The organism is Maribellus comscasis (assembly GCF_009762775.1).
GTDB lineage: Bacteria > Bacteroidota > Bacteroidia > Bacteroidales > Prolixibacteraceae > Draconibacterium > Draconibacterium comscasis.
The window spans coordinates 7,080,903-7,103,564 of the sequence record NZ_CP046401.1 but is presented as its reverse complement, the minus strand read 5'-3'; the positions used below and the strand labels follow the sequence as shown (position 1 = coordinate 7,103,564).

Here is a 22,662-nt window from a genome sequence, read left to right as displayed (position 1 = left end):
ATTTCTACTATATATGTTTTCGATATTTCCACAACGGGTAAATAAATTAATGAGAAACAATGAGCTTTTTAGTATAAAAGTTACCTTGTTCTCCATACAAAATGACGGAATATATTCCCGGACTAAGTTTTTGTGTATTAATTGTTTCAATTGGGTTGTTTAAGTTAAATTCAGATACACAAATTCCGTTGCCTGAGAAAATTTTACCTTTTATTTTGGGTTCGTTTATTATCATTGACGCATTGAGCGATATATACAATTTTTCGTTTGCCGGGTTTGGATAAATGTTAAAAGCCGGATCGTTTATATGTTTAAAATTATTTGTTCCGGTAAGTATTGCGCTGCTCAAAATATCAGCATAGGAATAACTGTATTTTGCTTTACATCCATTTGATATCTCAACTTCTACTGAAAATATATTTTCATTTTTTCGTTCAGACTCAGGAACATAATAATACTGCCCCGTTGCTCCATCTATTTCGGTGTTGTTGAGGTACCACCGGTATTTAGCTACATTCTCAGGAAATATAAGTACAGCAACATTATTTTCCGGTTTCCCAATAATGGCAGAGTCCAGAATAAATGATTCGGCTGATTGTAAGACGGTTAAAGTAACGGGCGTTCTGTTTAAACTTTTACATCCGGTGTTTATATTCTCGGATTCTGCATAATAGGTTACCGACCCAAATGAATTTAACACAGGCGATTGTACTATCTGGCCCCCTGTTTCTGCATCGTACCACACTAAAATTGTATTTTCATCAACAACACTGGCTTCTGCAGTTACTTCGGTGTTTTCTTCAATACAAACCAAAACATCACCGTGGCTAATCGGAGGAATAGGAATTTCCATTGGATTGGCCGAAACTGTTGTGGTTTCACCAATACATTGGCCGACCTGCTGGTATATCGTATATTCTCCGGGTTCATTTACTATTATACTATCTTCCCGGGTGCTGTCTGCAACATTGTTGTATTGCCAGGCGAACCATGTGCCGGATGGTAAATTGTTCATTTTTATTATCGATTCTCCGCAATTGTCGTATACTTCGATCTCAGGTTCACCTTCAGTAATTTTGGGCTCTGCAACAGCTGATGCCGCATCGCTTGTACACCCGTTTAACTTTTGTGTAACTGAATATGTCCCTGGGGTAGAAACAGTCAAAACTGGGGTTGTATTTCCGGTACTCCAAAGTAATGTCGCCGATTCGTCATAGTTGGAAACTGTTAATACCGAATTATTACAGTCGTTTTCTACAGTTATAGTTGGCGGATCGGGGGCATTTGGCTCAGATAGCGTAGCATTGACACCATCGGGTGAAATGCATTCATTTATACTAATTTTAAGATTATTGTAGGTTCCGACGGTAGTTTCAACCGTCGTTTTATTACCGGATATAGTGACACCGGAGAAGCTGCCATTGTCATATAAAATATTGTAGGTTCCGTCCGGAACGCCGGTGAAAGTAAAATCGATACTTCCTTTTCCCCCACAATTTTCCGGAGAAATGCCTTCGGCTACAATTGTCGGAGCGGTTTTTGGGGAGGCGGTTTTGGTTACAGAATTGCTTTCACAGCCATTTAAAACCTGAGAAAGTGAATAATTCCCCGGTTCAGTGAGGCTTATCAACTCACCTGTTTCTCCTGTGCTCCATAATAGTGTCGTGTTATTAGCAAATTCGGTTGCTGCCAATGTTGAAGTCCCGTTACAGTTGTCTGTTACTGAAAAGTCCGGAGTTTCGGGAATCGGTTTAGGTAACGCGGTAGCTGAACGCGCATCACTTGTGCATCCGCTAAGTGTTTGAACAACCGAATAAGTTCCGGCACTTTCTACTGTGATAGTTCGCGTAGTATCACCTGTGCTCCAAAGTAATGAGGCGTTTTGATTGTAAGTTGTAACGGTCAACAGTGATTCACCACATCTGTCGTCGACAACTACACCTGGAGTTTCTGGCGCATTGGGTTCTGAAAGAATGGTACTGACACCTGCAGCAGATACACAATCATCAACAGTGATGGTCAGGTTACTGTACGATCCCGCAGAAGTTTCAACAGAAGCACTATCGTCAGATATTTCAACATTTTCGAAAAAGCCTTCATCATAAGAAATGGTATAGATTCCATCGGGCACATCGGTGAAAACAAAATCAATGCTTCCAAGACTTCCGCACGCTTCCGGATTATTTTCAAACAATGTAATAGTGGGCGCCGTTTTTGGTGCTGCAGTATGAAATGCAGTATCACTTGCACATCCGTCAATCACCTGGATTAGCGAATAGCTTTTTGCTTCATTTACGGTTATAATGGTTGTCGTTTCATTTGTGCTCCATTTCAAAACAGCAGACTCATCAACGTTGATGGCTTCCAGAGTTGAAGTCCCATCGCAGTTATCGGTAACTGAAAAGTCAGGTTTGGCAGGTATTGTTTTGGGATTAGCCATTGAAGTGGCTGCATCGCTAACACATCCGTTTAATTCTTGTGTTAAAGAATATGTTTTTGATTCGTCGACGGTAATACTTTCTGTCGTTTCTCCTGTACTCCATTCCAATGTTGCGCCTTCTTCATAGTTTATTGCAGTTAACACAGATTCTCCACACTCATCCAAAACATCAATTCCCGGCGCATCCGGCGCATTGGGATCGGTAAGTGCAACATTAACACCGTTGACAGAGGTACATCCGTCAACAGTAATCCTGAAATTATTGTAACTGCCGGCACTTGCCAGGACGGTTGCCTGATTATTTAGGACTGCCACCAAGGGAAAGCTGCCGGCATCATAGCTAATTGTGTATAGTCCGTTTGGAACATTTGTAAAAGTAAAATTAATCGTTCCAACCCCGCCACATAATAATGGATTGTTTCCTGATGCCTGGAGTACAGGTACAGTTTTGGGATTTGCTGCTTCAGTTGCCGGATCACTGGTACAACCCTCCACAGTTTGCGTAAGGGTATAATCTCCGGCTGCTGTTACCGTTATACTTTCTGTTGTTTCACCTGTACTCCATTCCAGCGAACCGGTATAATTTGAAGCTGTTAAAACAGTTTGTCCGCATTCATTTACGACGTCAATTGCAGGAGCATTGGGAGGATTTGGGTCATTCAGTGTAATATTTTCATCACCGGCTGATGTACACCCGTTAACTGTGATGGTTAAATTGTTGTATGTAGCGGCACCTGCAGAAACAGACGCTGAATTTCCGGATACATTGACTCCTGAAAAACTTCCTCCGTCGTATGAAATGGTGTAGGTGCCATCAGTTACATCAGTAAAAGTAAAATCGATAGACCCAGGTCCTTCACATGAAGTTGGGTTATTTCCTGATGCTGAAAGAGTAGGGATTAATTTAGGTTCCGCAGACACTATTGCTGCGTCGCTGGTACAACCATCTACGGTTTGCGTAACTGAATAATCTCCGGCTGCTGTTACCGTTATACTTTCTGTCGTTTCTCCTGTACTCCATTCAAGCGAACCGGTATAATTTGAAGCTGTTAAAATGGATTGTCCACAATCATTTACGACATCGATAGTTGGAGCATTCGGTGGATTGGGGTCGGTAAGAGTAGTACTTTTCCCGGGAGCAGAAACACATCCGCTGACGGAAATCGTTAAATTGAGATAACTGCCGGCGCTTGCTGAAACGGAAGCTGAATTCCCGGATACATTGACTCCTGAAAAACTTCCTCCATCGTATGAAATGGTGTAAGTGCCATCGGGGACATCATTAAAAGTAAAATTAATTGAACCTTGCCCTCCGCAGCTTGCAGGATTAACCGTCGATAAAATGTTAAGGGTTGGAGTGGTAATTGGATTTGCTGCTTCAGTTGCCGGATCACTGGTGCAACCATCCACGGTTTGCGTAAGGGAATAATCTCCGGCTGTTGTTACCGTTATACTTTCTGTTGTTTCTCCCGTACTCCATTCAAGCGAACCGGTATAATTTGAAGCTGTTAAAATGGATTGTCCACAATCATTTGAAACATTGATGGTTGGTGCATCTGGCACTAACTGTTCCTCTATAACCGCCTGTGTTGCAGAAGAAACACACCCGTCACTGTTTTTTACGGTAACTTCATAAGTATCGGGAACCACCTCGCTAAAGGTTGCAGAAGACTGGTAGTCTGTTCCGTTGATACTGTATGTTAGCCCGGCTCCTGTTGGTGAAGTTATTGTAATAGTCCCTGTAGTAACATCACAAGTAGGCTGGGTAAGGTTAAGAACAGGTGTTGAAGGCGCATCCAGTGCAGCCTGAACAGTAAACGAATCAGAAGGTGTGGAAGTACATCCTCCTGTATTTGTTGCTGTCACAGTGTAAGCCTGTCCGGTTGAAAATCCGGTAATTTCTCCGCCGGCACCAACAGATGGCCCTGTGGGGTCAAAGGTATAAGTGTAGTCACTGTTGTAATTGGAAATGGTTGCAGTTCCCGGGACACCACAAGTTGCATCAACGACTGACACGGTAGGTTGCGCCGGCGCATCCAGTGCAGCCTGAACAGTAAACGAATCAGAGGGTGTGGAAGTACATCCTCCTGTATTTGTTGCTGTCACAGTGTAAGCCTGTCCGGTTGAAAATCCGGTAATTTCTCCGCCGGCACCAACAGATGGCCCTGTGGGGTCAAAGGTATAAGTGTAGTCACTGTTGTAATTGGAAATGGTTGCAGTTCCCGGGACACCACAAGTTGGATCAACGACTGACACGGTAGGTTGCGCCGGCGCATCCAGTGCAGCCTGAACAGTAAACGAATCAGAAGGTGTGGAAGTACACCCTCCTGTATTAGTTGCAGTCACAGTGTAAGCCTGTCCGGTTGAAAATCCGGTAATTTCTCCGCCGGCACCAACAGATGGCCCTGTGGGGTCAAAAGTATAAGTGTAGTCACTGTTGTAATTTGTAATGCTTGCACTTCCCGGGACATCACAAGTTGGATCAACGACTGACACGGTAGGTTGCACCGGCGCATCCAGTGCAGCCTGAACAGTAAACGAATCAGAAGGTGTGGAAGTACATCCTCCTGTATTTGTTGCAGTCACAGTGTAAGCCTGTCCGGTTGAAAATCCGGTAATTTCTCCGCCGGCACCAACAGATGGCCCTGTGGGGTCAAAAGTATAAGTGTAGTCACTGTTGTAATTGGAAATGGTTGCAGTTCCCGGTCCTTCACAAGTTGCATCAACGACTGACACGGTAGGTTGCGCCGGCGCATCCAGTGCAGCCTGAACAGTAAACGAATCAGAAGGTGTGGAAGTACATCCTCCTGTATTTGTTGCAGTCACAGTGTAAGCCTGTCCGGTTGAAAATCCGGTAATTTCTCCGCCGGCACCAACAGATGGCCCTGTGGGGTCAAAAGTATAAGTGTAGTCACTGTTGTAATTGGAAATGGTTGCAGTTCCCGGGACACCACAAGTTGCATCAACGACTGACACGGTAGGTTGCGCCGGCGCATCCAGTGCAGCCTGAACAGTAAACGAATCAGAAGGTGTGGAAGTACATCCTCCTGTATTTGTTGCTGTCACAGTGTAAGCCTGTCCGGTTGAAAATCCGGTAATTTCTCCGCCGGCACCAACAGATGGTCCTGTGGGGTCAAAGGTATAAGTGTAGTCACTGTTGTAATTGGAAATGGTTGCAGTTCCTGGGACACCACAAGTTGCATCAACGACTGACACGGTAGGTTGCGCCGGCGCATCCAGTGCAGCCTGAACAGTAAACGAATCAGAAGGTGTGGAAGTACACCCTCCTGTATTAGTTGCAGTCACAGTGTAAGCCTGTCCGGTTGAAAATCCGGTAATTTCTCCGCCGGCACCAACAGATGGCCCTGTGGGGTCAAAGGTATAAGTGTAGTCACTGTTGTAATTTGTAATGCTTGCACTTCCCGGGACACCACAAGTTGCATCAACGACTGACACGGTAGGTTGCACCGGCGCATCCAGTGCAGCCTGAACAGTAAACGAATCAGAAGGTGTGGAAGTACATCCTCCTGTATTTGTTGCTGTCACAGTGTAAGCCTGTCCGGTTGAAAATCCGGTAATTTCTCCGCCGGCACCAACAGATGGCCCTGTGGGGTCAAAGGTATAAGTGTAGTCACTGTTGTAATTGGAAATGCTTGCACTTCCCGGGACACCACAAGTTGCATCAACGACTGACACGGTAGGTTGTGCCGGAATCGGATTAACTGTAATGACAACTTCATTGCTGGCAAAATCATCACAATCGATAATTCGAATCACCCTTCTAAAAGAAGTTGTTTCAGTTAAGCTTCCTATTGAATAATCTCTAGTCTCTATACCTAAATCTGCCCATGTACCGGGTGAACTCTCATATTGCCATTGATAGCTTGTGTCTGCTGCAATAGTAACGTTGTCTGGCACAGTACCAGTAATTGTAGCATTGCCAACGCTACAAAATGTTGTAGTGGTCGTAGAGATACTATTGTTGGTTACATCTGTAGGGCAGGCTTGTACCTCAAAAAATAAATCGTTGGAATTCTTATTTTCAGGATTTTTAATATAGTTTGATGAGAAAACATTAAATCCTAAAAAGATAAAAGTGATTAATGTTAAGGTAATTTTTTGTTTCATCGTACATATAAGTTCTGTACAATGTTTGGGCAATACTAAATTACGGAGTTCTCCCCTGAAATAAAATTTCTACTATTCCCAATTTAAGACAATCTGAAATCTTTTTTGTTTTTACAATAATGATTTTTTTGTTTAGAATAAGGCCGTTAATGTCTGCAGAAATTAGCTGGTTTTTCTACTCAAATTTAAAAAATGAGTGGCTATGATATTTTTATTTTCCGAAAATGTAGACAATTGAAAGCTGTTGTTGCTGATCCAAATAATTCCAATCGACGAGATGAAATGACAAGTTAAAAGTTCCTTTTACGTGTTCCCCATTGATAAAATACCAAATAGCATCTGTTCTCCAGTAACTGTCAACCTGGTAAAAACGGTCGCCAGCTTTAAATTTGTGTCCTTCGCCAGTACTTAATACCGACTTAATTCCCAGATTCTTATACCGTGCATTGGCTTCCGCAAAAAGGCTTGCCGCATTTTGAAAGCCATCAGTAACTTTTCTTTCACGGTACATTGAACTTAAAATGCCGGCTTTAATATAACTCTGGATTTGTGAGTTTTCATTGGTTCTGATTCCTGCCTGCAATGCATATCCCAAATAATCTTTTACATGATCATCCTGAAGTTTGATTGCCGGCCCTGCATCGTGGTACATTAATAGAAAATTCTGCAGGAAGAGATTTTTATAAACAATTTCACCGGAAAATCCAACCATGAAGTTTTCGCGAATTGTGTCTGTTTGACGGCTTACCCAGTCGACGAACCCATTTTGGTATCCCCAATCCCAGCGAACTTCTCCAAACATCCCTTCAATGTTTGGACGGTAATACAATAAGGTGTCGGTGAGCATGGCCAGCGGAAAATCGATTCGTCCACGGCGTGGAAAGGCACCAAAAAGGAAATCTTTGTTTTCGTCGGAATACCCGTAATACAAGGTAAGTTTTGGTTTGTGGTAATCTAAATCACTTCCAAATTCAAGGAGTTGACTTAGTCCGCCACGAACTCGGTGTCCGTCTTTTTCAATCCCAATTTCAAATGCTCCGCGGCTGCCCAGTATACTTTGCGATTCAGCTTTGTTGCTGTTGGAGTATTCCCGGTTATCACCTATTCCTTCGAACAAAACCTGGTATTCAAAATTTTGAGTTCTGCCAATCAAAGCTGATAACACAAAAACGAAAAAGAGAGATTTTTTCATGATACTTTAGATTTCAGCAGCGAAAGTAATAAAACATCTGAAAACTGTTAACCGCAAGTACATTTAGATTTTTAGTCACATAAAATATAATTGTCTTTTCGGGGATTTATAACCAAAACAGGAAGACTTTTGGAATGCCGGATAATCCTTTTTTCGGGTAATCCTACAAGCAAATCCAAAGGTGTAATTGTTGAACTCCCCAAGATAGTGAGAAAATCGATTTCCATCGTGAGTGCCAGTTCCAAAGCTTCATCAGCTACTCCCAGACTACCTTTTTGGCCTTTAAAAAATTTATGTTGCAGGTTAAATTTTTGGTATAGCTTTTTGGTTAGTACTACATTTTTAGCCACCCTGTTTTTATTTTCCCTGATTTTATCGTTGGCCGCCACAACCACAATTACGGTGTTGTTAAATCGTCCGAAATAAGATACCCATAATGCACTGTCGCTGTTTTCGCTTCGCAGATCGATCGGAAGCACGACGCGTTTATAATCTGGAATAGTTTCTTTCTCTTCATCAACAAAAAGAAACGGAACAGGGCTTTCTGTTAGTGCCGGAGAATATTTTTTGAACTGAGATTTTGCCGCAACAATAAAAATGGCTTCCAGATCGTCAGAAAGTTTTTCAGGTATATCTTTTAAATGTTCGGAAAGAAGCAGGGTGGAAACTTTTAACCCCGGAATTTCATTTTTAATCGGGTTGGAGTATTCAATAAGTTTTGCTTTAAACTGGCTGTGATTTTTTTTTTGTTTCCCTGAATAGTTGAAACAGAGACACAACTCTTTCTTAAAAATAGTTGCAATTTTAACCCCGTTTAAGATTAGATTCTTGTCTGATGGAAGCAAGGACAGAAACACAACTATTTTTTGTTCTTTTTTTTCAGCCATTTTATTTTTTGCCAAAACTAGCGAAATATGCAGGAATATAAAAAGACATATTTTTTTCTGAGAAGGAGTAAAAAATAACAGGATGATTTGAGAACCAACGTGAAATATATCAGTGAAGATTGAATGAGAATTGTATAATTTTATGCAGACAAAAATAAGTTGTATGATAAACAGACAGCTGCTTCATCCAAAGAGTATTGCAATAGTAGGGGCTTCGAATACAATCTCGAAGCCAGGAGGGAAGATCATTAAAAACCTTGTAGATTTTGGTTTTGACGGAGAAATTTACGCCGTAAATCCAAAAGAAACTCAGGTGCAGGGAATCCCCTCGTTTTCATCGGTGGAAGAATTACCATCGGTTGATTTGGCCGTTTTGGCTATTCCTGCAAAATTTTGTTTGGAAACGGTAAGAATTTTAACGGAACAAAATGATACAAAAGCATTTATAATTATTTCAGCAGGTTTTGGTGAAACAGACGATGCAGGTAAAAAACTGGAACAGGAGATTGCTGATATTGTGAATCAAAATAATGCTTGTTTAATCGGCCCGAACTGTGTCGGAGTAATGACACCTCAACATACCAGCGTGTTTACTACGCCTGTTCCCAAATTAACTCCCGATGGATGTGACTTTATTTCCGGTTCAGGGGCCACAGCGGTTTTTATCATTGAATCAGGAATACCGAAAGGACTGCGTTTTGCCCATGTTTTTTCAGTTGGAAACAGTGCGCAAACCGGTGTTGAAGACGTGCTCCAGTATCTCGATGAAAATTATGTGGAAGGGCAAAGTTCGAAGGTGAAATTGTTATACATCGAAAATATTGATAATCCGGACAAACTGCTCATTCATGCTTCGTCGCTGATAAACAAAGGTTGCAAAATTGCAGCTATAAAAGCCGGAAGTTCATCAGCGGGAAGCCGGGCTGCTTCGTCGCATACCGGAGCGCTGACAAGTTCCGATGCAGCAGTTGAAGCGCTTTTTAGGAAAGCAGGTATTGTTCGTTGTTACGGCCGAGAAGAGTTGACAACGGTAGCCAGTGTGTTTATGTGTAAAGAATTAAAAGGACGAAAACTGGCGATTGTAACACATGCCGGCGGACCGGGTGTAATGCTTACCGATGCACTGGAAGATGGTGGGTTAAAAATCCCGCATATCGGGGAATCTTCCGCTAAAACTATTTTGAAAGAAAAATTATTTTCAGGTTCTTCAGTTGAAAATCCAATTGATTTTTTAGCTACCGGAACAGCTGCGCAGTTGGGTGAGATAATCGATACCTGCGAGAATGATTTTGATGTGGATGGAATGGCTGTAATTTTTGGGAGTCCCGGACTTTTTCCGATAGGCGATGTTTATAATTTGCTTTCGGAAAAGATGAAAACCTGCCGGAAACCAATTTATCCCATTTTGCCGTCGTTGATAAATGTAAAAGAAGATGTGGCTCACTTTCTTTCTCACGGAAATGTAAATTTCCCCGACGAGGTTTTGCTTGGCCGCGCACTTACAAAAGTGATAAATACACCCAACCCGGCGCCAAAGAAAGATACACCCGGATTTGTCAGCAGTGTTAAAATCAGAGAAATTATCGGGCAGACAGAAAATGGTTACCAGCCGCCTGAGATTATCCATCGTTTATTCGATGAAGTTGGAATTCCGCGGGTAAAAGAGATTGTAGCGAAAACAGAACCAGAGGCGGTTCTGGCTGCTTTGGAAGTTGGTTTCCCGCTGGTAATGAAAGTGGTTGGTCCAATACATAAAACCGATGTTGGCGGCGTAATCCTTAATGTCCGGAACACCAGTGAAGTGCGAAAAGAGTTTTATCATTTAAATGAAATTGAAGGCTCTGAAGGAGTTTTAATCGCACAAATGGCAAGTGGAACAGAATTGTTTTTAGGCGCAAAATATGAGCAGAATTTTGGGCACATCATTTTATGCGGTATGGGGGGAATTTTTGTTGAGGTTTTAAAGGATGTTTCCTCAGGATTGGCACCGCTTTCAAAAGAAGAAGCGCTTTCCATGATTAAAAGCCTGAAATCTTATAAAATATTAAAAGGTTACCGGAAACAACCGGGGGTTAATATTTCCGGGTTTGCCGACATTATTGTAGGTTTATCGTGGTTATTACGTTTTGCCACCGAAATAAAAGAACTGGATATCAATCCGTTTTTGGGAAATGAAAATGAAATTCTGGCGGTTGATGCCAGACTGAGGATTGAAAGGCTCCCATCCTGACTTTCCCACAAAAGGTGAAGGAGAAAGAAAAGATACATTTAGTAATACATTTCATCATGAGTACTGACCATCAGAATAAGTTTTATACATCAATTTCAAAATATTATGCTGAAATATTTCCATACAAGCCATCGCAACTGAATTTTGTTAAAAACAGGGTAGGAGATTTAAACGGGAAAAAGATGTTGGATATTGGTTGTGCCACCGGTGAACTGGCTTTCCAGCTGGCAAACAGTGAGGTAGAAGTCATGGGAATAGATTTAAACAAGGATTTGCTGGAGCAAGCCCGGTTAAAAAATTCACATCAAAACATTCAATTTAAGTCTGGAAATATGCTCGATTTGGAAAACGATTTTTATCCCGCGCAATTTGATGCTGTTTTGTGTTTTGGAAATACACTGGTCCACCTGCATGCAAACAAACGAATAGAGCAGATGTTAAAAGGAGTTTACCAAGTTTTGAAAGCCGGCGGACACTTTTTGCTTCAGATTTTAAATTACGACTATGTTCTCAACCAACAGATTTCGGAGCTGCCTGTCATTGAAACAAAGAACATAAAGTTTGTTCGTAAGTATGGCTTCGAAAAGAATTCTTCACTTGTTCATTTTCAAACCGATTTGATTCTGAAAAAAGAAAATGAAATCATTTCAAATAAAACTCCGCTTTTGGCTTTGAAAAGTGAGGAACTGCATGAATTGTTAAGTCAAACTAATTTTGCTGACATTGAATTGTTTTCCGACTTCAAAATGGAATCGTTTGGCGGAGAACATTTGCCTTTGGTAGTAAGCTGTCGGAAATAGGGATAGGCGAATTCCAATTCACCAAAGAAAGACGCGAATGAAAATCACATCACCCGATTCGTAATCACCTTTTTCTCCGGTGCAGTTTCCACCACAAATAAACTCCGCTGATTAATACAAGTAAAATACAAATTCCGGCAAGTGGGACGTACAAAATATAAAATGCTCCAACCAGGTGTTCAAAAATCCGCCCGGTATGAAATTCAAGTGCCGCATTCCAAAGCGACATAGGGGAATTCGTAATAATTTGTTCCGGCATTTCAGGAAACGTTTTCCCACTAAGTTGAAGGGCTCCCCTGTTATAATCAAACCAAAAAGCCGATTCATTTCCTTCCACAAGGCCGGCAACCATGTTGGCTGCAATGGGGCTTTGCATTCCTTCCGGTGCAACATAGGGCTGTTGTGTGAAAAAGTTGGCCACAGCACCGGTTTGTATATTCCACAAAAACATCCCGTTAAACGACCCCACCAGGTAAATCTTTTCCTCTAACGGTTTTAATACATTACAACCCATAACACTGACAGGTGGCTGCGAAAAGGCTGGTTGCAGCGGTTTTGAAAACGATTCACCGGCAAAATAGAAACCTTCGGAAGTAGAAAAAATGTATTGGTGCAAATCAATGTTCCAGTGAACACGACGGAGTTTGTCAAACCAGGGATTTGGATTATCTATATGTGTCCCCGGAATAATTCCAACCTTTTTGCTGGCGATGGCTATTAAAAGCGGAGGCCGTAAATGCATTCCTGCAAAAGTGTTAATTATCAGGAATAGCGCAAAAATATACCCTACAACATTGTGCCAGTGCAGGTTTTTCTTTTTTACTGTAACGAAGGAGCCAACCTGCTTTTGTTTCTTTTTTCGTTTTCTAATGATTTTAGGAAAAAAGAAATGCAAAAGGCCGGTAACAGAAAGGAAAACGGTAATTAACCCCAGTAAATCTACAATTAATTTCCCCGGTAATCCAAGCAGCTCGCCACTGTGCAGTTGCCAGAATGTATCGAATAACCCGGTTTTTCGTTCATACCCAAGAGGGGCCGGGAGTTGAATCGTTTCAAAGTTTTTGCCGTCGCTACTTTTTAACAGATAATTTCGGGTTAACACAAGCAGAGTATCTCCTTTTAAATTCAGGTCAGCAATTCGGTTTTCCCGAACCGGTACATCGACTTTTTCCCATCTGTTTTTTTCCGGATTTTGCGAAAATAATCCCATGTGGGTACCTGCAAAAAGCTGGTTTTTGAACTGTACAACTGAATAAATTTTACGGTTGTCAATTCCTTTGGGAAAACCCTGGTTATAATCTGTGAACTCACCAAAATTTCCATCGGTTTTCCATATCCCGATGTTTCCAAAAACAAGAATTTTATTTTCACTGGTTTGCATCGAACCCCTTACTGCCGCTAAATTCCAATTTTTGTATGTATAATTCGCCGGTAGTAATTTTCTTGAAACATCAACCGAAGAAAATGTTCCGCGATGGTTCATTACAATTCCGGATACAGCAAATAGAATGGCAAAAAAACTGATGGTTATTGCAGGCCATTTATGCAGTTTCCGGAATATTTTGATAATTCTTTTTCGACTCATATTTGCAAAAATCCTGCACAATATAGTATTATTAATAAGAAGTAAATTGTATCAATTGTTACAAAAATGCAATAAGGATTTGCTTCAAGTTTTTAGTTTTGCTTTACACTTCTTAATGTAATTTTAAAATCTGATAGGGAAATTTTTTCAAACATCTCCTTAACTTGTAGTTGTGATATTAAAAACAATGCGGTATGAAACAGCTAAGAGGTACAATGATGCAGTATTTTCATTGGTATACATCCAATGAAGGAACATTTTGGGTTGATTTGGAGGAAGCGGCAAAAGCAATTAGCGATGCCGGATTTACTGCAGTTTGGTTACCACCAGCCTACAAAGGAATGGGTGGAATCAACGATGTAGGATATGGAGTTTATGATTTGTTTGACATTGGTGAATTCGACCAAAAGGGCACGGTTCGGACGAAATACGGAACAAAAAAAGAGTATGAAGCGGCGCTTTCAAGTGCACACGACAACGGTTTGCAGGTATATGCAGATGTAGTTTTAAATCATAAAATGGGGGCAGATGATAAACAGAATGTGCTGGTATCAGTTGTTGACCCCCAAAACCGGAACAGGAATTTAAGTGACTTGTTTGAAAAGGAATTGTGGACTGCGTTCAGTTTTCCCGGAAGGGGTGATAAATATTCAAGCATGAAGTGGCAGTGGTGGCATTTTGATGCCACAAAAGAGTTTGGTAATATTTATAAAATGAAAGATAAACATTTTGAAACCCATGTAGATAAGGAAAATGATAATTATGATTTTTTAATGGGTTGCGATTTGGATTTCGATGTAGATCAGGTTCGCGGGGAAGTACACTACTGGGGTAAATGGTATCTTGACACTTTTAAAGTAGATGGCTTTCGTATCGACGCGATTAAACATATCCGGTCTTTCTTTTTTAAATACTGGCTCGATGATATGCGCAACCATACAAATCGTAATTTGTTTGCCGTTGGAGAATACTGGTCGCCCGATATATCGCAATTAAAAAATTATATTGCAGAAACCGAAGGCCGGATGCATCTCTTCGATGCACCGCTGCACTATAATTTTCATTACGCTTCAAAGTCGGGTTCGAATTATGATATGGGTGCAATTTTAAATAATACACTTGTAAAAGAAATACCGTATTTAGCAGTTACACTGGTTGAAAATCATGATACACAGCCCTTGCAAAGTCTTGAATCGTTGGTGGAGGCCTGGTTTAAACCACTGGCATATGCCATTATTTTACTTCGTAATGAAGGTTACCCCTGTGTTTTTTGCGCCGATTATTTTGGGGCAAATTATAGTGACCGGAAAGATGGAATCGATTACGAAATCTGGATGTCTTCGCACAAATGGATAATTGATCTGTTTTTGGAAGCACGTCAAAACTGCACATTTGGGAAGAGACATGATTATTTTGATCACCGGCATGTGATCGGCTGGACCTTTGAAGGGGATAATGAACATAAAAGTATGGCTGTGATTATGACTAACTTTCATGACGAAAGCAAATGGATGGAGACAGGAAAACCATTTACCCGGTATCGTGATATTACAAGCCATTTTAAAGAGGAAATTCAAACCAATGAATGGGGGTGGGGGCCATTTAAAACAAAAGGTGGCAGTGTTTCAGTTTGGGTCGAAGTGTAACTTTTTGTGCTTGTAATAATTTCTGAACAACGTTTGGCGCGGGTTAGCCCCAAAATTTGGCTTAACTACATCTTAATTTAAAATCGAAATAAATAAGCAAACTATGTTATTGAACTATAGTTCTGAGATTTAAAGAAGAGGCTTTTGTATTAATTTTATGGCTCAATATTGAAGCTACAGACAATTCTTTCTATAAAACCAAATTTCAATTTCTAACCATGAAAAGGATAATTTTTTTATTGCTTCTTTGTTTATCTGCAAATGTTTATTCCCAGGGTTTTTTATCTTCCAAAAACATTAAAGTTGACCTTTCGGGTTTTGTTCGAAATGATTTCATTTTTGATTCCAGAAGAAATGTAGATGCCTGTGATCATTTACTCGATCTTTTTCCTCAAATGCCTGAATATGATGTCAACGGAGACGATATTAATGCACAACCCAGCGCCCAGTTTTTGAATACATTTACAAGGTTTGGTACCCGGTTTTCGGGGCTCGAAATCGGGAAAACACAAATTGGTGCCTATGTTGAAGTCGATTTTACCGGTGGTGCCTCCACCAACAGTTTGCGTTTCAGACATGCTTACACGCAGTTTGTATGGCCAAAAACCAAACTTTTGTTTGGCCGCACCTGGCATCCTACATTTATTGAAAAAGTGTATCCAGGTACTTTGAACGAAAACACAGGTCTTCCTTTTCAGGTTTTTAACCGAAGCCCTCAACTTCGTTTAACACACCAGTTAAACGGTCATCTGGACTTAATAGCTGCTGCCGTGTACCAGTTTAAATATTCCAATACCGGGCCCGACGGAAAAACCTATCAGTATCAACGCGATGCCGTTGTTCCGAATTTACATGCCCAACTTCAGTATTATAATGAAAATTGGGTTTTGGGTACAGCAATCGATTGGAAAATGATTCAACCCAGAACTTCCGCAACAGGTACAAGCGGAACTTTTAAAACTTCGGAAAAATTGAGCACAATGGCTGCAATGGCGTACTTGAAATACACAAAAGAAAAATTTGAATTTAAAGCCAAAACCATGTATGGTCAGAATGTTTGCGAAAGTTTACTGCCCAGCGGTTATGCAGTTGCTTCATTAAACAGTACAACAGGTGCAGAAACATATACTCCCTTCAATCATATTTACAATTGGATGAATGTGATTTATGGCGACGATTGGAAATTTGGTTTCTTTGCAGGATACCTCAAAAATATGGGAACTTCGAAAAATCCTATCGGACCGATATACGGATTTGCAACCAATGCTGATATAATGTATAAACTTTCGCCGCAACTGATATACAACTACAAAAATTTTATGTTTGGTATTGAAATAAGTTTAACTACCGTTGCTTATGGCGAGAATGATTACAATGACAAAGCAAAAGTTAAAAACACTGAAAATGTAACAAATTTCAGAAATATGATTTCTGTTGCTTATAAATTCTAATAATACTTTTTAATTTTACAGGAATTAAAGTTCATTAAGGCTGTCGGAAATATAGAAAAAGACAGCCTTTTTGTGTGAAAAAAATCAAAAAATGGCATACGAAATATCTGTTTTTCTTGAAAATAAGATTACTCATTTTGAGAAAATAACCAATATCCTTAAAGAGGAAAAAATTAATATTCGGTCGGTTTCGATGAACAGTATTTTGCATGGCTGGGGAGTTTTGCACTTGCTGGTTAACAAACCGGAGAAAGCTTATAAATTGCTTTCGGAAAGAGGACACTCTGTAGTTTTGCGCGAAGTCATCGCTTTGGAAATGAAAGATCAAACAGGGGGCCTGGATGAATTACTGATAAAAATCTCTCGCTCAGGGATTCACATTGAAAGTGCCGATAGCAGGTTGATTTCGGAAACGGGAATGGCTGTTTTAATTCTGGAAGTGCCCGATGTGCTGGAGGCAAAACGAAGACTCGAAATTAACAGTGTTCATTTGCTCGATGACGATATTGTATATGGAAAATAAATACTTCCGGACTCTGAAGTAAAATCAATAATATTAATACTAACCTTTTTATATTTTTTTGAATGATTTGGAACAAAAAAATTGAATGTGCTTCGCGGGACGAAATGGCTGCCATTCAATCAGAAAGACTTTTATCTACCGTAAAACGAATTTATCACAACATACCCAGTTACAGGGCAAAAATGCAGGAAAAAGGGATTCTGCCGGGCGACATAAAAAGTGTAGAGAACTTAAAAGACCTGCCGTTTACCAATAAAACAGATTTACGCGACAACTATCCCTTTGGAATGTTTACGGTTCCGATGAGTGAAATTGTGCGTTTGCATGCCAGTTCAGGTACAACAGGAAAACCAACTGTTGTTGGTTATACCAGAAACGATTTGCAAATGTGGGCCGAAGTAGTTACCCGTTCACTTTGTATGGCTGGTGTTCATAAAAACGATATTGTACAGGTAGCCTACGGTTATGGCTTGTTTACCGGCGGACTGGGCTTGCACTACGGAACTGAAAACCTGGGGGCTACAGTTATTCCGATTTCGGGAGGAAATACAAAAAAACAAATTCAGCTGATGCAGGATTTTGGATCTTCGGTAATTGCATGTACACCCTCTTATGCTCTATTTTTATCGGAAGCACTGCAGGAAATGGGAATAGACCCCGAAAGTTTAAACCTTAGAGTTGGCATTTTTGGCGCCGAACCCTGGAGCGAAAATATGCGGAAAGAAATTGAGGCGAAACTTAAAATAAAAGCTATTGATATTTACGGATTGAGTGAAATTGTTGGGCCCGGAGTCTCGTGCGAATGTACACATCAGGCAGGAATGCACGTTAACGAAGATCATTTTATACCTGAAATTATTGACCCGGAAAATTTGCAGCCTGTTCAACCTGGCGAAATAGGTGAATTGGTGTTTAGTACGGTATCCAAAGAAGGTATTCCGATTTTACGATACCGAACCCGTGATTTAACCCGTTTAATTTACGATAAATGTGAATGTGGCCGTACCCTGGTTCGAATGGAAAAATGTATGGGACGCAGTGACGATATGCTTATCATTCGTGGTGTGAATGTTTTTCCATCTCAGATCGAAAGTGTGTTGCTTGAAATGAGCGAAACAGAGCCACATTATTTGTTGATTGTTGAACGCCAGGGAACGCTTGATATACTCAAAATAATGGTTGAAGTGCAGGAACAGTTCTTTTCCGATGAAGTGAGAGAACTGGAAGCGCTTCGCAAAAAAATCAGGAATAATATTCAAAGTACTCTCGGTATTTCGGTTGATGTAAAACTGGTTGAACCAAAAACAATTGAAAGAACTGCCGGAAAGGCCAAACGTGTAATTGATAACCGCAAAATCTGAAAAAATGATAACAAAACAAGTATCTGTTTTTCTCGAAAATAAATCGGGAAGATTAAATGAAGTTACCCAAATATTAAGCGATGCCGAAATTAATATTTCAGCATTTACAATTGCCGATACATCTGATTTTGGAATTTTGCGATTAATTGTGTCCGATCCCGAAAAGGCATGTGAAGTGTTAAAACAAAACCAGTTTTCGGTAAAAACTACCGAAGTCGTTCTTGCGAAAACACCAAATCAGCCGGGAAGCCTTTCAAAGTTGCTAAAAGTATTGAGCGAGGGTGGTTCGTTTATTGAATACATGTATGCATTTTCAATGGAACAGGATTCGGCTACAATTGTAATTCGCCCGGCCAGTATTAAAAAATGTATGGAGATTCTCCAAAGCAATAAAGACAATTTTCTTTTTCAGGAGGGTGAATTTTTACTCTAATATTAACCGGAAAGAAAGTAAAACTATTGAATTCTGTAATCTTATTTCAGAATTTGTATCTTTGGATTCGTTAAAAATTAATGAATGAAACAAATCGCCGTACAAGGTATTGCCGGGTCTTTTCACGAGGATGCGGCTTTAAAATATTTCAACGAAGAAATTGAGGTTGTTGAATGTAAATCGTTTACAAGTGTTTGTGAATTGATTGATGCAGATAAAGTTGATTATGCAGTAATGGCCATCGAAAATTCGATTGCAGGCAGTTTGCTAAAAAATTACCAGTTGATTCGCGATTTTCACCTTCGTATTATTGGGGAAATTTATCTTCATATTCAGATGAATTTAATGGTTGCGCCGGGAGTAAAAAAACAGGATATAACCGATATTTATTCGCATCCTGTTGCTTTGCAGCAAAGTATGGAGTTTATCGAAAAATATTTTCCAAATGCTAAATTACATGAAGGTTTGGATACGGCTGCAGCGGCCAGGTTAATCTGTGACGAAAAACCGAAAAACGCTGCTGCAATTGCCAATCTGAGGGCAGCGGAAATGTATAATCTGGAGATTTTAGAAACAGGTATAGAAAGTAATAAAAAGAATTATACACGTTTTTTAATTCTCTCCAAGCATGGTAATCCTACCGAGGGGACAAATAAAGCATCTATCTGTTTTGAGGTGGGGCATTTTTATGGTGCGCTGGCAAAAGTGTTAAATATTTTTGCGGAAAACAGAATTAACCTCAACAAAATTCAATCTGTTCCGATTTTGGGGAAACCAAACGAATATACCATTCATGTTGACATTGAATGGGAAAAAACAAAAAATTATGACAAAGCGATTCACCAGGTGTTGAAAAATGCTACAAGTCTTTCAATTTTAGGTGAATACACAAAAGGAGATGTTTATTTACACGATTAAAAAAATAAAATTATAAAACCAAACGATATGAGTAAAATTGCAATTTTCTTTGGACCGTTAAAAGGTGCCGTAAACAGGGTAGCTGATAAAGTTAAAGACGCTATTGGAGAAGAAAAAGTGGAAATGGTTCCGGTGAAAGATGCCACTGTTGCCGATTTGGAAAAATATGATAAAATTATTTTTGGAATTTCCACTGTCGGCAAGGAGACCTGGCATGCAACTTATAATAATGTCGATTGGGCAAAATTTTTACCGGAAATAGGAAAAACAAATTACGAGGGGAAAAAACTCGCAATTTTTGGATTGGGGGACCACGTTACTTATGCCGCTACTTTTGTGGATCACATTGGATTACTGGCCAAAGAACTTATGGCAAACGGCGGAACTCTTGCGGGGAAAGTTCCTGCTGATGATTATGAATTTGACGAATCGGAAGCTGTTGAGGATGGTAAATTTTTAGGTTTACCGGTCGACGAAGATTTTGAACCCGAACTGACAGATGAAAGAGTAAAAAACTGGATTGAGCAGATTCGTCCGGAGTTTGGATTCTAACCATACCTGTAATAAAATCAGATACTGACAGAGCAGATTTCTGATTTGTCGGAGTTTTTATTTTCCCTTCAAATACATGTTAATTTTAAATACATGAAATATGTCCGGTTCACCGATAGATAAAACAATTGTTGATCAAAAAATAAAAGAACTTCGTATCCCTGAAGTTGGAAAAGCATCAATTCGGGAAATTGTTGCGCTGGTAAATTTAGTTGAAGAAGAAACCGGGGAGAAATATATTCGGATGGAAATGGGGGTTCCCGGTCTTCCGCCGGCAAAAGTGGGAACCGAAGCCGAAATAGACGCACTAAAAAGAGGCGTTGGATCGATTTACCCGATGGTTGACGGAATAAAACCGCTCAAGGAAGAGGCCGCAAAGTTTGTCAGGAATTTTATGAATATCGATGTTCATCCCAAAGGTTGTATTCCAACTGTCGGCTCAATGCAGGGAACTTACGTAGCATTCCTGGCCGCAAATAACATTGATGAAAAAAAGGATACGGCTCTTTTTATTGATCCTGGTTTTCCGGTGCAAAAACAACAGATGCTGGTGCTCGGTCAGAAATATGCAACATTTGACGTGTTCAGTTACCGTGGAGAAAAGTTGAGAATTAAGTTGGAAGAGTTTCTTTCAAAAGGGAACATTCATTCCATTATTTATTCTAATCCAAATAATCCGAGCTGGATTTGTTTTACCGAAGACGAATTGAAAATAATTGGTGAACTGGCCAATAAATACGATGTTATCGTAATGGAAGATTTGGCTTATTTTGGTATGGATTTCCGCCGCGATTTATCAGAACCCGGCAAACCTCCTTTCCAGCCAACTGTAGCAAAATACACCAATAATTTTATTCTTTTTATTTCCAGCTCAAAAATATTTTCGTATGCTGGTCAGCGAATCGGGGTAATGGTGATTCCTGAGTCGTTATTCGACCGCGATTATCCTGTTCTTCAAAAACGTTTTCATAGTACAACTTTTGGAAGTACAATTACATTACGATTGCTTTATTCTATTTCATCAGGAACAAGTCACTCAGCACAATGGGCACTTACCGCCATGCTGAAAGCTGTAAACGAAGGTTCATTTAATTTTGTTGACGATGTAAAAGAATACGGTGAAAAAGCCAAAGTGATGAAACGGCTTTTTCTTGAAAATGGTTTTGATATTGTTTACAAAAAAGACATTGACCAACCCATAGCAGATGGTTTTTATTTTACGATTTCCTATCCCGGGATGACAGGAAATGAGTTGGTGGCTAACCTGATTTATTTTGGAATAAGTGCCATTGCTCTTGACAATACAGGCAGTCTGGAGGAAGGAATCCGTGCCTGTGTTTCATTTGTAAAACGCGATCAGTTCGAGGAGCTTGAAAAACGGCTAAAAGCATTTAACCAAACCTTTTCAGAAAAATAGGAAAAGTTCAAAGAATGGATAAAAACAAAGTAATATCCCGTTACAATTTAACTCTTGAACTTATCTCGAAACTCGATTTGAAAAATGAACCGGTGTCACTAAAAAAAGGAGATTGTTTTATTGATTACGGGGAGCAAACAAATAAAATAGGAATTTTAATAAGCGGACTGCTTTACGCTACTTATGTTGCAGAAAGCGGTATTGAATGGATTTCGCGGTTTTTCTTTCCTCCAAACAATTTTATTGTAAGTAACCACCGTGGTTTTTATACCGGTAAAGACTCAACCGAGTCGATAAAAGCCTACGAAGACTCCGAACTTTTGTATTTTGATAAGGGTGAATTTAAAACGTTGCTCGATTCCGACAGAATGTTTGAAAGAACGGTTCGAATACTGGCAGAAGAAAGTTACATCCAGGCGATGGACAGAATTCATTCTTTTCAGTCATTAAATGCCGAGGAACGTATTCGTAAGTTTTTTAATGAAAACCCTGAACTTGGCGCAAAACTGCAGCGGCAACATATTGCATCTTATCTCGGAATTCACCGCAACATTTTAACGCGTTTCCTTTATAAAATCTAAAATTCGCAACATTAGTTGCATTCTTTTTGCTTGAATAAAAATAGTTTTGTTTAGAAAAATCAAACTCGAATTATTTGTTGTGATATTTTAATAATCTGACAGGAAACTATTCATTTCTTTTAAAGATTTTCACCACACAAAAATATTTGGGTATAACCTGATTTTTATGGGTTTTTTTAAACAGAAAGCTTTTTAAATTTATCAGAAAAATCAACAAAATGGCAAAAGTTAAAGGAGCAGTTGTGGTTGACAAGGAGGGATGTAAAGGATGCGGTGTTTGTGTAAATGAATGTCCGCATGAAGTTTTGGCTTTACATAAAGAAGTGAACAGCCGCGGTTATCATTATTCGTATATGGAAAATCCTGAAAATTGTATAGGTTGTTCCAATTGTGGTGTTGTTTGCCCTGATACCTGTTTAACGATTTACAGGGTGAAGGTATAGGTACAAAATTAATTTGATTCAGCATACCTGTCTTTGATTCGTTCCGATTTTGTCCCCTTCGGGTAAGGAAGTTTT

The 22,662-nt window shown here is 39.9% G+C and carries 16 protein-coding genes; 12 read left to right on the top strand and 4 right to left on the bottom strand.

Features of this window, described 5'->3' with window-relative positions; genetic code table 11:
- Positions 1–46: 46 nt before the first annotated feature.
- The 3 genes from GM418_RS28460 to GM418_RS28450 form a co-directional block, all read right to left on the bottom strand.
- The gene (locus GM418_RS28460; RefSeq protein WP_158871341.1) at positions 47–6,568 is read right to left on the bottom strand and encodes a T9SS type A sorting domain-containing protein; all 6,522 of its coding nucleotides are present in this window, start codon (positions 6,566–6,568) and stop codon (positions 47–49) included.
- A 211-nt stretch (positions 6,569–6,779) separates the two neighbouring features.
- Complete coding sequence (locus tag GM418_RS28455; RefSeq protein WP_158871339.1) at positions 6,780–7,760, bottom strand: hypothetical protein; 981 nt, start codon at positions 7,758–7,760, stop codon at positions 6,780–6,782.
- Between the two features lie 71 nt (positions 7,761–7,831).
- Positions 7,832–8,647: a universal stress protein gene (locus GM418_RS28450; protein WP_158871337.1), complete on the bottom strand. Its 816-nt coding sequence runs from the start codon at positions 8,645–8,647 to the stop codon at positions 7,832–7,834.
- A 163-nt stretch (positions 8,648–8,810) separates the two neighbouring features.
- Between GM418_RS28450 and GM418_RS28445 the strand changes: the two genes are divergently transcribed.
- Together GM418_RS28445 and GM418_RS28440 are read left to right on the top strand one after the other, a co-directional pair.
- Positions 8,811–10,877: an acetate--CoA ligase family protein gene (locus GM418_RS28445; RefSeq protein WP_158871335.1), complete on the top strand. Its 2,067-nt coding sequence runs from the start codon at positions 8,811–8,813 to the stop codon at positions 10,875–10,877.
- A gap of 56 nt (positions 10,878–10,933) precedes the next feature.
- Positions 10,934–11,677 carry a class I SAM-dependent methyltransferase gene (locus GM418_RS28440; protein WP_158871333.1) on the top strand — a complete coding sequence of 248 codons (744 nt, stop codon included), beginning with the start codon at positions 10,934–10,936 and terminating at the stop codon, positions 11,675–11,677.
- 64 nt (positions 11,678–11,741) lie between these two features.
- Here the strand turns inward: GM418_RS28440 and GM418_RS28435 are convergent, their stop codons facing one another.
- Positions 11,742–13,262, bottom strand: coding sequence for a PepSY-associated TM helix domain-containing protein (locus GM418_RS28435; RefSeq protein ID WP_158871331.1), 1,521 nt, complete (start codon positions 13,260–13,262; stop codon positions 11,742–11,744).
- Positions 13,263–13,456: 194 nt separating this feature from the next.
- On the opposite strand from GM418_RS28435, the gene GM418_RS28430 reads away from it, so the two are divergent.
- From GM418_RS28430 to GM418_RS28385, 10 genes are all read left to right on the top strand, one after another.
- Positions 13,457–14,908: an alpha-amylase gene (locus tag GM418_RS28430; RefSeq protein ID WP_158871329.1), complete on the top strand. Its 1,452-nt coding sequence runs from the start codon at positions 13,457–13,459 to the stop codon at positions 14,906–14,908.
- Between the two features lie 218 nt (positions 14,909–15,126).
- Complete coding sequence (locus GM418_RS28425) at positions 15,127–16,359, top strand: hypothetical protein (protein ID WP_158871327.1); 1,233 nt, start codon at positions 15,127–15,129, stop codon at positions 16,357–16,359.
- A gap of 91 nt (positions 16,360–16,450) precedes the next feature.
- The gene (locus GM418_RS28420; RefSeq protein WP_158871325.1) at positions 16,451–16,882 is read left to right on the top strand and encodes an acetolactate synthase; all 432 of its coding nucleotides are present in this window, start codon (positions 16,451–16,453) and stop codon (positions 16,880–16,882) included.
- 62 nt (positions 16,883–16,944) lie between these two features.
- On the top strand, positions 16,945–18,243 hold the full coding sequence (locus tag GM418_RS28415; RefSeq protein ID WP_158871323.1) for a phenylacetate--CoA ligase family protein: 1,299 nt from the start codon (positions 16,945–16,947) through the stop codon (positions 18,241–18,243).
- A gap of 4 nt (positions 18,244–18,247) precedes the next feature.
- Complete coding sequence (locus GM418_RS28410; RefSeq protein WP_158871321.1) at positions 18,248–18,676, top strand: ACT domain-containing protein; 429 nt, start codon at positions 18,248–18,250, stop codon at positions 18,674–18,676.
- Positions 18,677–18,760: 84 nt separating this feature from the next.
- Entirely contained in the window at positions 18,761–19,594 is an 834-nt protein-coding gene (locus tag GM418_RS28405; protein ID WP_158871319.1) for a prephenate dehydratase, read from the top strand.
- Positions 19,595–19,621: 27 nt separating this feature from the next.
- Complete coding sequence (locus tag GM418_RS28400) at positions 19,622–20,146, top strand: flavodoxin (protein WP_158871317.1); 525 nt, start codon at positions 19,622–19,624, stop codon at positions 20,144–20,146.
- A 100-nt stretch (positions 20,147–20,246) separates the two neighbouring features.
- Positions 20,247–21,563: an aminotransferase class I/II-fold pyridoxal phosphate-dependent enzyme gene (locus GM418_RS28395; protein ID WP_158871314.1), complete on the top strand. Its 1,317-nt coding sequence runs from the start codon at positions 20,247–20,249 to the stop codon at positions 21,561–21,563.
- A gap of 14 nt (positions 21,564–21,577) precedes the next feature.
- A complete protein-coding gene (locus tag GM418_RS28390) occupies positions 21,578–22,144 on the top strand; it encodes a Crp/Fnr family transcriptional regulator (protein WP_158871312.1) in 567 nt (188 codons plus the stop codon).
- A 218-nt stretch (positions 22,145–22,362) separates the two neighbouring features.
- Positions 22,363–22,587: a 4Fe-4S binding protein gene (locus tag GM418_RS28385; protein ID WP_158871310.1), complete on the top strand. Its 225-nt coding sequence runs from the start codon at positions 22,363–22,365 to the stop codon at positions 22,585–22,587.
- The last annotated feature ends 75 nt before the right edge of the window (positions 22,588–22,662 follow it).